The organism is Dissulfuribacter thermophilus (assembly GCF_001687335.1).
GTDB classification, from domain to species: Bacteria; Desulfobacterota; Dissulfuribacteria; order Dissulfuribacterales; family Dissulfuribacteraceae; genus Dissulfuribacter; species Dissulfuribacter thermophilus.
Genome location: NZ_MAGO01000001.1, coordinates 158,282 through 172,579, shown reverse-complemented (window position 1 = coordinate 172,579; position 14,298 = coordinate 158,282). Strand labels below are relative to the sequence as shown.

13 protein-coding genes are annotated in these 14,298 nt (G+C 42.2%); all 13 read right to left on the bottom strand.

The features are described 5' to 3' along the window. Positions 1-87 precede the first annotated feature (87 nt). Positions 88-1,827, bottom strand: a complete 1,740-nt coding sequence (gene dnaG, locus DBT_RS00705; protein WP_067615445.1) for a DNA primase — start codon at positions 1,825-1,827, stop codon at positions 88-90. Between the two features lie 10 nt (positions 1,828-1,837). Beyond that, a complete protein-coding gene (locus DBT_RS00700; protein ID WP_067615443.1) occupies positions 1,838-2,278 on the bottom strand; it encodes an acyl-CoA thioesterase in 441 nt (146 codons plus the stop codon). A gap of 2 nt (positions 2,279-2,280) precedes the next feature. Continuing rightward, positions 2,281-3,546 carry a cofactor-independent phosphoglycerate mutase gene (locus DBT_RS00695; protein WP_141674175.1) on the bottom strand — a complete coding sequence of 422 codons (1,266 nt, stop codon included), beginning with the start codon at positions 3,544-3,546 and terminating at the stop codon, positions 2,281-2,283. A 44-nt stretch (positions 3,547-3,590) separates the two neighbouring features. Continuing rightward, positions 3,591-4,892: a homoserine dehydrogenase gene (locus DBT_RS00690; protein WP_067615439.1), complete on the bottom strand. Its 1,302-nt coding sequence runs from the start codon at positions 4,890-4,892 to the stop codon at positions 3,591-3,593. Between the two features lie 281 nt (positions 4,893-5,173). After that, positions 5,174-6,232 (bottom strand): transporter family protein, encoded by a 1,059-nt coding sequence (locus tag DBT_RS00685; RefSeq protein ID WP_141674174.1) that lies wholly within the window; start codon positions 6,230-6,232, stop codon positions 5,174-5,176. A gap of 1,173 nt (positions 6,233-7,405) precedes the next feature. After that, positions 7,406-8,077 (bottom strand): hydrogenase nickel incorporation protein HypB, encoded by a 672-nt coding sequence (gene hypB / locus DBT_RS00675; RefSeq protein ID WP_067615433.1) that lies wholly within the window; start codon positions 8,075-8,077, stop codon positions 7,406-7,408. A gap of 3 nt (positions 8,078-8,080) precedes the next feature. Further along, a complete protein-coding gene (locus DBT_RS00670; RefSeq protein WP_067615431.1) occupies positions 8,081-8,452 on the bottom strand; it encodes a hydrogenase maturation nickel metallochaperone HypA/HybF in 372 nt (123 codons plus the stop codon). Continuing rightward, positions 8,445-8,912, bottom strand: coding sequence for a HyaD/HybD family hydrogenase maturation endopeptidase (locus DBT_RS00665; RefSeq protein WP_067615863.1), 468 nt, complete (start codon positions 8,910-8,912; stop codon positions 8,445-8,447). The genes DBT_RS00670 and DBT_RS00665 overlap by 8 nt, the downstream gene beginning before the upstream one ends. Position 8,913: 1 nt before the next feature. Further along, a complete protein-coding gene (gene hypE / locus DBT_RS00660) occupies positions 8,914-9,936 on the bottom strand; it encodes a hydrogenase expression/formation protein HypE (RefSeq protein WP_067615865.1) in 1,023 nt (340 codons plus the stop codon). Between the two features lie 8 nt (positions 9,937-9,944). Beyond that, the gene (gene hypD / locus DBT_RS00655) at positions 9,945-11,057 is read right to left on the bottom strand and encodes a hydrogenase formation protein HypD (RefSeq protein WP_067615429.1); all 1,113 of its coding nucleotides are present in this window, start codon (positions 11,055-11,057) and stop codon (positions 9,945-9,947) included. After that, on the bottom strand, positions 11,035-11,238 hold the full coding sequence (locus tag DBT_RS00650) for a HypC/HybG/HupF family hydrogenase formation chaperone (protein ID WP_279614726.1): 204 nt from the start codon (positions 11,236-11,238) through the stop codon (positions 11,035-11,037). The genes hypD and DBT_RS00650 overlap by 23 nt, the downstream gene beginning before the upstream one ends. Then, on the bottom strand, positions 11,219-13,651 hold the full coding sequence (gene hypF / locus DBT_RS00645; RefSeq protein WP_083186518.1) for a carbamoyltransferase HypF: 2,433 nt from the start codon (positions 13,649-13,651) through the stop codon (positions 11,219-11,221). Before hypF ends, DBT_RS00650 begins: the two co-directional genes overlap by 20 nt. Continuing rightward, positions 13,641-14,288 carry a Ni/Fe-hydrogenase, b-type cytochrome subunit gene (gene cybH / locus DBT_RS00640; protein WP_067615425.1) on the bottom strand — a complete coding sequence of 216 codons (648 nt, stop codon included), beginning with the start codon at positions 14,286-14,288 and terminating at the stop codon, positions 13,641-13,643. The genes hypF and cybH overlap by 11 nt, the downstream gene beginning before the upstream one ends. Positions 14,289-14,298 lie beyond the last annotated feature (10 nt).

Sequence of the window (14,298 nt, the reverse complement as noted above, 5' to 3'; positions counted from 1 at the left end):
ATTTAGTGAATAGCCGAATGTTAGCTAACCTTCCATAAAATCGTAAATAAATCATTTTTGCCTCCTTTTGCCGTGCAGGATTTAGGTTTAATGTAATTCTTCGATCCTTCTTAAAATCATTTCTGCATTGGCCTCGTCGTCCCTGAGTTGTTCAATTAACCGCCTTCTAAGTTCGCGATTCTTCATTGATAGACAATAAGTTTTTAACCGCCTAATTGTTTCATCACTATCTTCCAAGGGAGGCGAGGCCTCTATTAGTTTTTTTGCCAACTTGCGAACCTCCTCACAAGAGGAAATATATTCTACAAATCGTTCAATTTCCAGTGCACCATAAATTTCATGGGCATGCACCATACTCAACCAAAGATCTCTTAAGGTGCCGTCCTCAAGCCAATAATCGAACCCTACGTCGAGAAATTCTTCAATTCTATGGGGATTATTTAAGATAAACGAAACAAGTTGAGCAGGAGCAGATTCTAAACTACGGGTCCCTATATCTCTCACCTGTGTTTTCTTTTTTGTAGTTGGCGTTCTTGAGGAAAATACACGATCCATCAAGATGGATTCTTTTATGCCAAGCTTCTGGCTAGCATGACTGATTAAGAGGGACTTTCTTACTGGATCCTCTATCCCATTTATCATTTTGAGAATCTCTTCAGTAGCCTCCATCCTGGCTTCTGGACCACTTCCGTAAGTCTCTGACGCCATTTTCAACACAAAATCTATCCCCTGATCAGCACTGTCAAGGAGCCTATTCCATGCCACACGGCCTTCAGAGCGTATAAAGGTATCAGGATCATGTCCTTCTGGCAAACTGAGCACCTTTGGCCTTAATCCTAGTGAATAAAGGATTGGAAGAGCCCTACTCGCTGCTTTAAAGCCTGCTTCATCAGCATCAAACACTAGTATCCAGTCCTTTGTAAGCCCCTTCATTAGTCTTGCATGCTGCTCGGTCAAAGCAGTACCAAGAGTTGCTACCACATTTGTGATCCCATGTTCAAACAATGCCACAAGATCCATGTAGCCTTCGACTACAATACCAACACCTTCTTTTCGTATATAGGACTTATTTAGAAAATACCCATATAAACACTCTTTTTTTTGGTAAATGGGACTTTCAGGAGAGTTAATGTACTTGGGATCTCCATCTCCAATAACTCGTCCGCCAAAGGCAACAATATGCCCGCGCCTATCATGAATTGGGAATACTACTCTGGCTCTAAAACGGTCATAGTATCCACCTCCACCATCTCGTCTTATTATAAGACCAGCTTCTCTGGCTACGTCAAGATCTAAAGATGCTTTTTTTAAAAATTTTACAAGATTTTCCCATCCATGCGGTGCCCAACCTAATTTAAAATGATTAATAGTAGCATCACTAATGCCTCTATCCTCTAGGTACTCTCTTGCCACCACTCCAAGTCGAGACCCCACGAGATTTTGATGAAAAAATTCCATGGCCTTATTCATACACTCTAGAAGAAGTTCCCTTTTTATCTTCCTAGCGGAATGAACAGCTGAAGGTGCCTTTTCTGGAATGGTGACTCCATAGCGATCTGCCAAGGCTTTAACAGCGTCTACAAAACTCATTCCCTCAATGAGCATCAAAAACTTAAAGACACCGCCTCCGACCCCGCAACCAAAGCAATGAAAGATCTGTTTGTCTTCGTTGACAGTGAAAGAAGGATCACGATCATGGTGAAAAGGGCATAGTCCAACCCAGTTGTTGCCACGTTTTTTTAAAGGGACGTATTCAGAGACAATTTGACGGATATCTGCAAGATCCTGTATTCTTTGTATGATATCCTCTGGTATGAAGGATACCATAAGTGTAGACCTAATTTAAATTAGCTTTTTGTGGTTCTGGTCTTATGACAAGTGGATCAAGGAGGTTAAGAAGTTTTGAAGGCATCTTTCTAATACTTCCTTTCTCCTTATCTACTACAGTGAGTTTAGTACTTCCTTGAACAATAACCTTGTCCTCTCCATGACGAGTAATGCGATAAAAGAAGGTGACGCTATAATCATCAAGACCAGAAATCGCTGTTTCAATACTCAATAGATCGTCATAAAAGGCAGGAGATTTATACCTGACATATGCCTCAACAACAGGCATCATTATTCCTTCTTCTTCTAGATCCTTATAACTTAAGTTTGCTAAATCTCTAAAGAATTCGGTTCTTCCAATTTCAAAAAAACGGAGGTAATTACCATAATAGACAACTCCTGCCTTATCAGTATCTCCATATATGACTCTATACAATTTTGTGTGAACCATCTTTATTTCTTCTTTGGATCAAGTTCTACATAAACAGGCTCTATCCCTATAAACCGCTCAAATAATTCGTGGCCTTCAAGAGGCTCGTCTTTAATATTTTCTGCTACTTTTTCGGAAAAAGAAGCATTTGGATTATCCTGAATATCAGTACTGTCGTAAATGCAATAGGGCACAGGAAATGGCCCATGGGTCCTGAGTCTAATTGGGGTAAAGTGGTCTGTTACCACCATTAATCTGTAGGTACACCCCATATCTTTTAAGGCGTCCCAAACAACGGCCACTATTTCTTTATCGAATCTTTCAATAGCCTTTATCTTTTCTTTAACATTCCCCATATGTGAGGCCTCATCTGGGGCCTCAAGATGTAACACTACAAGTTGATTATCCTTAAGCGCCTCAATAGCGGCGTTTGCCTTGGCACCGTAATCTGTGTCAAGGTAACCAGTTGCCCCTTCAACTTTTAGAACATCCAATCCTGCCCATACTCCCAGTCCCCTAATCAGGTCTACAGCAGCAATAACTGCGCCATTTAGGCCAAAACGTTCACTAATTTTGGGCATTAGGGGCTTTCTACCCTGGCCCCATGGCCAAAGTGCATTTGCAGGACGTTTTCCCTCTTGACGCCTCTTTTCGTTAACAGGGTGTTTGTGAAAAAATTGAATCGCCTTGGTAAGCATCTCATAGAGTAGGGGTTCTTCTTCATAGACATGCCAGGCATCAGTCACATCCATTCCAGTAAAGTCGTGGGGAGGGACGGTAGCAAGCCCTTCAGGACCACCATGCCACATCAGAAGATTCCTGTAACTCACCCCTGGATACAAATGGAAAGAACGGCCTGCAATGGTCGGTGCAAAATCTTCAATGAGCTGATGAGCCTCTTCATCTGAAATATGTCCGGCGCTATAATCCACCATAAAAACGCGCCCTTCTTTAAAACCAAGGGTAACCAAATTACATCTAAAGGCAACATCCTCGGGATTCATTGAAATCCCCATTGCTGCTGCCTCCAGTGGACCACGTCCCGTATAGAACTGCCTTGGATCATATCCAAGCAAGCTCATATTGGCTACATCGCTTCCAGGAGAAAAACCTTCTGGGATAGTCTGGACAGTGCCAATTTCACCAAGGCGGCTCATTCTGTCCATAGCAGGGGTCCTTGCAGCTTCAAGGGCAGTTTTTCCCCCAAGCTCTTCCATTGGGAAATCTCCCATGCCGTCCCCTATTAGTATACAGTAACGCTCAACTGGCGGTTGCTGTTGCTCACTCACGTTTTTCACTCCTTTTTCAAAAAATTGTGTAAATTACGCTCTATCTATTCAAGAGCAGAAAGGTCCTCTATCCTAATGAGTACAGTTTTTTCCATTGTAACATCTAGAGAATCTATCTTTTTCAACGCCTGACATACGTTTTCTTCACATGCCTCATGAGTTAACATCACTATAGGAACAGCACCTTTCTCCTTTCGTCCCTTTTGCACTACAGATTGTATACTAATTCCATACTCTCCTAAAATGCCGCTAATTTTGGCAAGTACTCCTGGTCTATCTACGGCCGAAAATCTAAAATAATACCTAGAATTCAGGGAAGCCACAGGGACTTTTTTTAGAGATGCTTTGGACAACACCTTGGTCTGCAAGGGTTTCATGCTGCAGTGTCCTTTTAAACGCGCTATATCCACTAAATCTGAAACAACTGCGCTTGCTGTAGGTCCCTGTCCTGCCCCCATTCCGTAGAGAAGCATCTTTCCTATTTCGTCGCCAACAAAATAAAATGCATTAAAGGCACCATCCACCTGGGCCAAGAGGTGGGTATCAGGAATCATAGTTGGATGAACCCTTAACATTACACCATCATCGTTAAGCCTTCCTATGGCAAGTAACTTAACTCGATATCCCAATTCTTTAGCAAAATCTATATCTAAGGGGGCAATACGAGTTATTCCCTCAGTATAAATATCGTCTTGAGTAAACTTTTGCCCAAAGGTCAACATCGATAAAATTGCCAGCTTATGGGCAGTATCATAGCCCTCAACATCAAATGTTGGGTCTGCCTCAGCATAGCCAAGCCTCTGAGCATCTTTAAGAATTTCGTGATAATCTTTTCTTTCTTTTGTCATCCTAGACAGGATGTAGTTTGCGGTCCCGTTCATTATCCCTACAATCGTAGAAATTCTGTTTCCAACAAGCGATTCCTTCACTGTTTTTATAACGGGCACGCCTCCGCCAACACTTGCCTCATAGCCTAACAATACTCCATTGGACTCGGCTTCTTTCCAAATTTCAGGCCCAGAGGCTGAAAGTACTGCCTTATTAGCAGTAACCACGTGTTTCCCTTTTCGGATGGCATTAAAGATGAAAGTCCTGGCTGGTTCTATTCCACCAATCAACTCTATTACGCAATGGACATCTGGATCATTAAAGATGACATCGGGGTCTTTAGTACAGACCTCCGAAGGCAAAGGGTAGTCTTTTATACGCCTAAAGCTCCTATCATAGACCCATTTTACCCTTATATTTGAACCTGACTTCTGAAAAATGTCTTTTTCCTTATCTGTTAAGAGCTTATATACACCAGTTCCTACTGTTCCATAACCAAGAATTGCACAGTTCAACATCTTCCATTACCCAACAAAAATTATTCAAATATTTACTGTAAACACTCGAGGCACTTTGAGCAAGAAGTTGAATTCTAAAATAGGCCCGATAAAAAATAATTCTAGGATGCCAAAACAGCATCTTATAGTAACACACCATTTTAAAGATGGGAAAGGGGGGGTTTTAATGAAATTATCTTGTTTTCTTTGGCCGTTAAGAAGATCCTAGGAATATTTAACAATAGCCCCCATTTTATTCGACGGGGGCTATTGTTAATTAAAAATTCCTTTAAATTTGACACTTAAAACCGGAGGGTAATCATTGCATCAAGGAGGAATCTGTCTTCCATTAAGCTCTCTTCTTCATCTGTAAGCGGAAATTCATAAACGGCACCAAAATCCAGCCAATCAGTTACTCTGAATCTGGCCCCAATCGCAAGGGTAACAAGGTCGCGATTTTCATCATTGGCCGTGCCACCAAGATTAATGATATCACAACCATTAAAAGATGTAGCGCCAGCCACAAGCTCATCCCATTTATTAGTGTTTGAAGTATCATGGAGTGCTGATGCAATAGTTGATCCATCAAGTTCTGGAAGTGCATCTACAGTGCTCTGTCCCAAGGCATCTTTAAGATCTCTATCTCCTGCGCTCAACACGTGAAAATGATTCAGTTCAACAAGGGGCCTAAACCAGTTGGTCACTGCGTAGCTAATGTGCCAAGAATCATAAAACAGTGTATTTTCATCATCATTATCCATGGAAATAACAAAACCGAGCACACCGTTAATTTGAAGGTTTCCAATTCCTTTCAAAAACAAGACTGATGGAGCGATATTGCCATCCCCATTGCCCTGGAATACATCATCAGAACCTGTTGGCAATTCAGCAACTAGACGACCACTGACAATGAAATCATTTTCTGGATCGTACAAAAAGGAATACTGAAATCCTGCTGCAAGGTCTAACCAGCCACTGTGATCTTCCCAGTCCAGGACGCCACCGTCAGCATTGATATCAGCATAACCGTCCTTGACAGCGACAAAAGAAAATCTCTCATTAAAAGCATAGCTAAATTGAACAGCAAATCCATTAACATGACCATCTAAAGGAATCTTATCGACCCCAAGCTTTTGTTTTAAAAGTGCCTTTACTGCTGGTGATGGCTCAATCTTGTTGGGAAGTCTCTGATAGAGATAGATCGGTCGCACCATTGTCACATTGCGTGGGTCCCCATTGTAAACTGGATTACTCACAGGCATGTGAAACCTCTCAAACCCCTCCGCAAATGCTAAACCCATGCTCGACAAGATCAGAACAAAACACACCAAAAACACCTTTGAAAAATTCCCAAATCTCATAAGAAACCTCCTAAATGTTCAATTTATAGCTGTCCCAAAAAGAACAGCCATTGATGCCTTACTTGCTGAAACCCTCCTCTCTTAGAAAGACCCTCTCCTCAAAACCACCTTGAGTTTTCTGAGGAACCAAAGCCTGTGAGCAGCACTTCACACAAATCGGGCTCATTCTCCCAATTGCCCAAAACTGTTTCCTATGATTGCATTTATGAGTTCGCACAGGGCCATGCCACGACGGCGCCCCCACTGGAGATCGCCGTCGTTTCCCTGTATCCACTTTATGATCCCAAAATTGAAAGGGAGCAGACTTATCCTTTCCCAGAAAGGGAAGTCAACTTCTCACCTAACTTGAGGCAGTTTCGGCCAACATCCCAAACCACGCTACTGAATCAGAGCCTAAGATATGGGCACATATGAACACTCGTTCCGCCTATATGATTCAATTGACCCTGCTCAATAAACAGCTCCATACAAACAAGACCGAAATTCTGCCTTTATTTGATTCCCTTTATCAATTGGTGTAGATCTTATTCTGGTACTATCATTTAGTCTGTCATATATCTGACATCTAATATTTTTTCCTACACAGTGATATCAACGTTCTTTCTCGGAGAAATAGTTGACCTCTTACGACGGTTCTCAAACACAGCTTAATGAATAAAGTCAAAAGAATGGCAGACGTAGCCCTCTTGGGGAGAAAGGGTAGGGGCCAAAACGGGTTTTGTTATTCGTTGAGGCAAGTCCCCTCTCAAACAAATGTTACATTTTCATCCACGGGAGGATCGATTTTTCTTCGTCATTAAAGTTTACAGTGAAAATACCCATTGGGATAATTCGTCTGGTACATAATGCAATAACAGGTAGAAGGCAGAAGGTAGAAGCAAGCCCTGCATGGACAAAAGCCAGAGGCTGAAGGGCGAAGACGTTATAAAAAGTTTAAGGTCCAAACTTCTCTTTCTTCAACTCTAAACTCAACACTCAAAACTTCTATAAAGGTCTTTCTTCCTTCAACTCAAAACTCAACACTCAAAACTCAAAACTTCTATACGGGGCTGACGAATTCGTTCGTCATGAAAGTTTGGGTAAGATACCCATATATACTGATATGTTAAATAAATGAAACTTAGATAAGAAGAGAGAGTTCTCTTAGAGGGAATAGAGTCAATTACTGTATTTTTAAAACCCCAAAGCCTTAATCCACTCCTCGATGCCATCACCAGTCTTTGCCGATATCTCTATCACGGAGACCTGGGGATTTATTCTTTTGGCCTCCTTTCGAGCCTCTTCTATAGAGAAATCAAAAAAAGACAGGAGATCCACCTTGGTAATTGCAAATATGTCTGCTTCTTTAAAAGTAGTGGGATATTTTGCTGGCTTGTCAGAACCCTCTGGCACAGAGACAAGTACGCATCTTATATGTTCTCCGAGATAAAAGCTTGCAGGACACACAAGATTGCCGACATTTTCTATAAATATCAAATCATACTTATCACGTTTCTCAAAAAGCCTATGTAGGGCCTTATGAACGAGATTTGCATCAAGGTGACAAGCGCCTCCAGTGGTTATCTGTACTGCCTCTGCTCCCTTTCTTCTTATCCTTTCCGCATCGCGCTCTGTTTCAATATCACCCTCTATGACCCCAATGGAATAGGAGGGTAACAGTCTCTCAATAGTAGCCTCTAAAAGAGTAGTCTTACCAGAACCAGGAGCACTTATTAAGTTAATTAACTTTGTGCCATATTTTTCGACAAATTTACGATTAGCTTCTCCTATCTCCCTGTTCTTAGAAAAAAGACTCCTTTCAAGATCAACAGTCCTCTTTTTTTCGCATCCACATGTATCACACATGGCCTAAATATCCTCCATTTCTTCTTCTAAATCCAATTCGACCCTCAAAAGCCTGAGGTCATCCCCACCTATTGGAAAAAATTGAAGTCCCTTACACTTTGGGCACTGAGAAGGCACCACACTCGATTTCTCTATGATAGAACCACAGCCTTTACACCGGTAACTGGGATAATCGACTTCCACGTGTAGATTTGCCTCTTTTAATAATGGCTCTTGCTCTTTTATGATCTCAAATCCAAATTCAAAGCTTTCCTGGACAATTCCAGAAAGTGCACCAATGCTAACAAAAACATCCCTAATCGCACTTGCGCGATGTCTTATTGCTATCTCCCTTAGCTCTCGGGCCAGGCCCTCTGCAAGCGTTAACTCATGCATTTATTAACCACTCATATGCCCTTTTTGCCACCTCAGGTACAAGGGGCTCCAACTCCTTGGAAAGTCCAAGCCCAGTGCCAAGATCCCTTGGAACCACACAAAGAAAATCCACCTTTTCAGGCAAGGTACCTTCAAAACTTAGAAGACTTAACACGTCCAAAATGCCTACCTGATGTGGACTCATGCGAAAGGAATCAGACAAAAGCATCAAGTCCTTCAATGAAAATTCTTTCAAGGTCCCAGGGCTATCTTCCAGGCGCACTACGTCGATTATTAGAAGACGATTCAGCCCTTTAATAAAATCGGATAGAGCCATACCAGAGGTCCCGCCGTCCATGACCTCTACTTCTTCTGGAATCTCGAAATTTTCTTCAAGATACCTAACCACCTGGACTCCAAAGCCCTCATCCTTTAATAGGATATTGCCTATTCCAAGTATTCCTTTTTTGGGACTTTTCATATCAACATATCCTAGGCAGAGGATTTCCAGTAAGGGCATAGATTGCCCTCTTTCCTCCAACGATAGTGTTCAAAGTCACTCTAGCATCCTTTCCATCTAAGACTCTACCAATGATATTTGCCTCTTTTCCCTCAATTCTCTGTCTCATTATCTCTACAGCCCTTTTTGCAGAACCTTCTGACACCCACGCAATCAATTTCCCCTCATTTGCGATATAAAGGGGATCAAGCCCTAGGATCTCCGTGGCCCCTTTGACCTCGTCACGAATGGGAATACTCTCTTCATCTACTTCCATGGAAAGACCGGTTCTTTCAGCAAGTTCTACCAATACGGTTGCGACCCCTCCTCTTGTAGGGTCCCTCAGACAGTGTAGGTCAGGGCCTAACTCCTCAATTAATGTCTTGACTAGACCATGAAGCGCCATGGTGTCACTTTTTAGGTCACCAGAAAATCCAAGCCCCTCTCGTCGAGTTAGGATGGTGACACCATGATCTCCTACAGATCCTGATACAATTATTACATCTCCTGATTGAATTCTGTGGTATCCAACATCCACGCCGTCTGGAATAATCCCAATACCTGACGTATTTATAAAAATCTTATCGCCTTTACCCCTGGGAACTACCTTGGTATCCCCAGTAACGATGGGAACTCCCGCCTTTTTAGAGGCTAATTCAATGGAAGCCAATATTTGATCTAACTCATCAAAGAAAAATCCTTCCTCCAGTACAAAGGAAAGACTCAAGGCCACAGGCCATGCTCCCTTCATGGCAAGGTCATTTATGGTCCCGTGGACTGATAGGCTTCCAATATCACCTCCTGGAAAACTTATGGGATCTACCACATATGAATCTGTAGTAAATGCAATTCGCCCCTGGTTTAGCTCTAAAGTGGCACTGTCTTCAAGATTAGACAAAAAGGGATTGTTGAGCCTCTTTAAAAAAAGCCCCTCAATAAGTTCCCTAGTCTTTAATCCTCCACTACCGTGATCAAGCGTAATCTGCCGTTTAATCTCGCCCCCCATTTCTATTTTCAACCTCCAGAGTCGTTATCCGCAAATCCGTATCTATAATAAGCATGACAAATCCCTTCACTTGAGACCATACAAGGCCCTACAGGAGTAGCTGGGGTACAGGCCTTTTTAAATAATGGACACATTGGTGGAGTTATAGCTCCCTTTAACACTTCTCCACATCTGCACCCCTTTGGTTCAGGTAATTCCTTTATCTTCAGGCCTAATTTCTTTCTGGCACAGAACTCTTCAAATTCCTTACGAATACTAAGTCCGCTTTGAGGAATAACGCCAATACCCCTCCAAGTCACATCTACTGGATAAAATACCTTTTTTACAATCTCTAAAGCCCTTTCATTCCCATCCCAGGAAACTGCTCGCTCATATGCATTTTCAACTTTGCTTTCTCCGTTCTTTATCTGTCTTATAAGCAAGATTAAAGCTGCTAAGATGTCAGCTGGCTCAAATCCTGCTATAACACAAGGAATCTTAAACTCCTCTGAAATAGGTACATATGCCCTAGCACCTATTATGGCGCTGACATGACCAGGGCACAGTAATCCGTCCACCTCCACATCCTCTTGGGAAAACAAAGAATGGAGTGCCGGGGGCATAAGTTTCATTGTAGAAAGTACAGAAAAATTCTTTATTTTCTCTTTTTTTGCACGGATTATAGTTGCGGCAATGCTTGGCGCTGTAGTCTCGAAACCTATTCCTAAAAATACTACTTCATCATCTGAAAATTTTTTCGCTATCTCCAGAGCATCCATGGGACTATAAACTATATGGACCTTGGCCCCCTGGGCCATAGCATCCCTTAAACTGCCATTCGATCCTGGAACTCTCAGCATATCTCCAAAAGAAACTAGGCGACAATTGGGCTCACGGCTAAGGCCTATCATGGTGTCGATATCCCCTTGAGAAGTAACGCAAACAGGACACCCTGGCCCTGAAATCATTTTAAGCTTTTCAGGGAAAAGCTCTCTGAGCCCATGCTGAAAAATGCTCATAGTATGGGTCCCACAGACCTCCATGATCCGTACAGGTCTTTCAACTTCCCTCAAAAGGACCTTATGAAGTCCCTTAACAGTCTCGCGAGACCTAAAAGGATCAAACGTATTTTGCCATTTCATAAAATAGCTCTAGGCTCCTTTTTGCTTCTTCTTTTTCCATAGTGTGAATTGCAAATCCCGCATGGACTATGACAAAATCCCCGACTTTCGGTATCCTGTCTACAATATCTAAACGAACTTCCTTTTTCATGCCGCGGGAATCTACCTTTGCAATTTCTCCTTCAACCTCTATTACTTCCATTGGAATTGCTAAACACATGTATCAATCCTCCGCCAAATGCCTGACCTAATGCAATACCTCCATCATTTATAGGTATATTTTCTCCAGAATAAACCTGTAGGCCAAACTCTCTTAATTTATTGAACAGTAGCGTGAATAGGAGTCTATTTTGAAATACTCCTCCTGACAGGACTATCTGGTTAACATCGTAGATCCTGGCAAAGTTCGTAAGCGTAATAAACATTGAAGATGCCAACCATGCATGAAACCTAAAAGATATAATCTCCTTTGGGACTCCATTGGAAAGGTCGGTTAAAATCTCCTTCAAGGCCTCTTTAGAGGAAATCACCCATGGGTGAGAAATACGATTTTTAATAGCAACGGGATAGACATTAGGATCATCAACGCCTTTTGCTAGGGCCTCCAATTCCATTGCTGCCTGGCCTTCATAATCATTAAAATATCGTAGTCCTAGAATGGCTGAAACTGCATCGAATAATCTTCCTGCGCTCGAGGTCTTTGGACTGTTTACGCCTTTTTTCATCATGTTCAAAATAAGTCTCTTATTCTCAACAGAGGCACCTACGAAATCTTTCAATACATCGCAATCATCCAAAACATCATCTCCAAAAACAGAATAAAGAGCTGAAATGGCCATTCTCCATGGTTCCCTCGAAGCTTTATCCCCTCCAGGTAAGAAGAGATGTTCAAGATGGGCAAGACGAACAAAGGTAGGTAAAGTTGAATAACTCGATGTTATATTTCCAAAAAAGATTTCTCCACCCCAAACAGTACCATCTAAACCAAAACCTGTACCATCGAGGATGCATCCGAGTACCTTCCCGCTAAGATCGTGTTCTGCAACTGTTGCCCAAAAATGGGCGTGGTGATGTTGTACTTCATAAACTGGCACCCCATGTTGCTTGGCATACTTTCGTCCAAGCCGCGTAGAGTGATAATCTGGATGCATATCTACCACCACTGCTTGGGGCCTGACACCAAGTAGAGTGGTAATATCTTGCACTGTATGTTCAAGATGGTCCTGAATATTTACGTTATCGAGATCTCCAATATGCTGCGAAAGAAAAAGTTCATCTCCACACCCAATACAAATAGTATTTTTCAAATCTGCCCCAAAGGCTAATATTGGTGGGAGATTTTCTCTAATCCTTAAAGGCATTGGGGCATAGCCCCTTGCTCGCCGAATCACTTTCTCTTTTTTTTCTACAATCATTACTACTGAGTCATCCACCGGCCTGAGTATAGGTCTGTTGTGGACTAAATATGCCTGGACCATCCCCTTCAATTTGTTAAAAGCCTCGTCATTTGAAATCGCTATTATGTCTCCTTTGGGATTACCACTGGTCATCACAAGGCATGAGGGGGCCTCATAATATGACATCAAAAGATAATGAAGCGGGGTGTAGGGTAGCATCACCCCAACATGGGAAATATTCGGAGACACTAACTCAAATAGCCCATAATAATCTGCCTTCTTTTCCAACAGTACTATTGGTCTTTTAGGACTCAAGAGAAGGGCCTCTTCTTCTGAAGTCACCTTCAAATATCTTTTAACAACTTTTAGATCCCTCATCATTAGGGCCAAGGGTTTTGCTGGACGATTCTTTACCTCCCTTATCCTCTTTACAGTGTCTGGATTAAATGCGTCTCCCGCTATATGAAATCCACCAAGTCCCTTGATAGCTATAACCTTCCCCTGTCTCAATAGGGTAGAGGCCTTGGCTAACGCATCTTCATCATTAAAAATTACTCCATTGTGATCCTCTAAATGGACCTTGGGTCCGCATTCAGGACACGCTGTGGGCTCAGCATGAAATCGTCTGCAGGATGGGTCTAAGTATTCGCTTTCACAATGGCTACACATCTCGAATTGGGCCATAGTTGTCTTTGCACGATCATAAGGGAGATTCTTGATTATAGTGTATCTTGGGCCACAATTAGTGCAGTTTATAAACGGATAAAGATATCTTGGGTCCTCTGGATCAAGGAGCTCTCTTAAACAGTCATCACAAATGGATATATCAGGAGGAATAAGGGTCTTATTACCGTGTTCATCCTCGCTCTCTACAATCTTAAATCCATTAGTATCTGGAAAATCAGCACATTTAATATCTATGGACTTTATTGAAGCTAGAGGCGGATGAGCCTCTCTAAGACCTTTTAAAAAGGCCTCTACCACATCTCTTTCTCCCTGGAGCTCTATTACCACGCCCTTTCCAGTATTTCTAACAGTTCCATCCAATCCCAGTGATACAGCAAGACGATAACAAAAAGGTCTAAAGCCTACTCCCTGAACCACCCCCCTTACAAAGACACTAACCTTAATAGTTTTTCTTCCTCCTAATGGGGTACCACTTGGTACCCCATTCAATCCCTCTATCTGATGTATTGAGTTTAACCTCTCATACACCATCTTTCTTTTCCACAAACTTTCTTCCGCTAAATATAGAGGAAATTAGGCCTTCTGGTGTCATGATATCATTCCAAATCACGATATAGACATGCGCCATCACAAAGAACAGGAAATACCACATGAGCAGGTTATGTATGAATCTGGCCTCTTGTTGGCTGCCAAAAAAGGCTAGTCCCATACCTTGAATAGAGAGGGTCTCTGGATACATCAAGTACAGACCCGAAAGGACTTGTCCCAGAGCAAAAAACAGGGTCAACAAGTAAAAGGTCCCTGCAAATACGTTATGTCCCGTCCTATGACATTTTTTTCCAAAATACAGATAATGGCCTATTGTGCCAAAAAAGTTCTTGATGTTGGCGCCTGTAACAGGAGCAAATGATAATATCCTCTCATATTTATTCCCAAAAAACAGGAGATAGACCCTTGCAATAAAGGCCGCCAAGAGAGCATATCCTGCAGAAAAATGTAGTTCCCTCGCAAAGGCCATAGGAAAGCTATCTACCCCCTCCAAACTGGTATTGGTCCAGGGGTCATGTATGTAAAACCCCGTCACAACCAGGACAACGATAGATAGGGCAAAAGTCCAGTGATAGAGTCTCAATAAAGGACTCCATACCTTTTCTATCTTGTATTCCATAATTACCTCC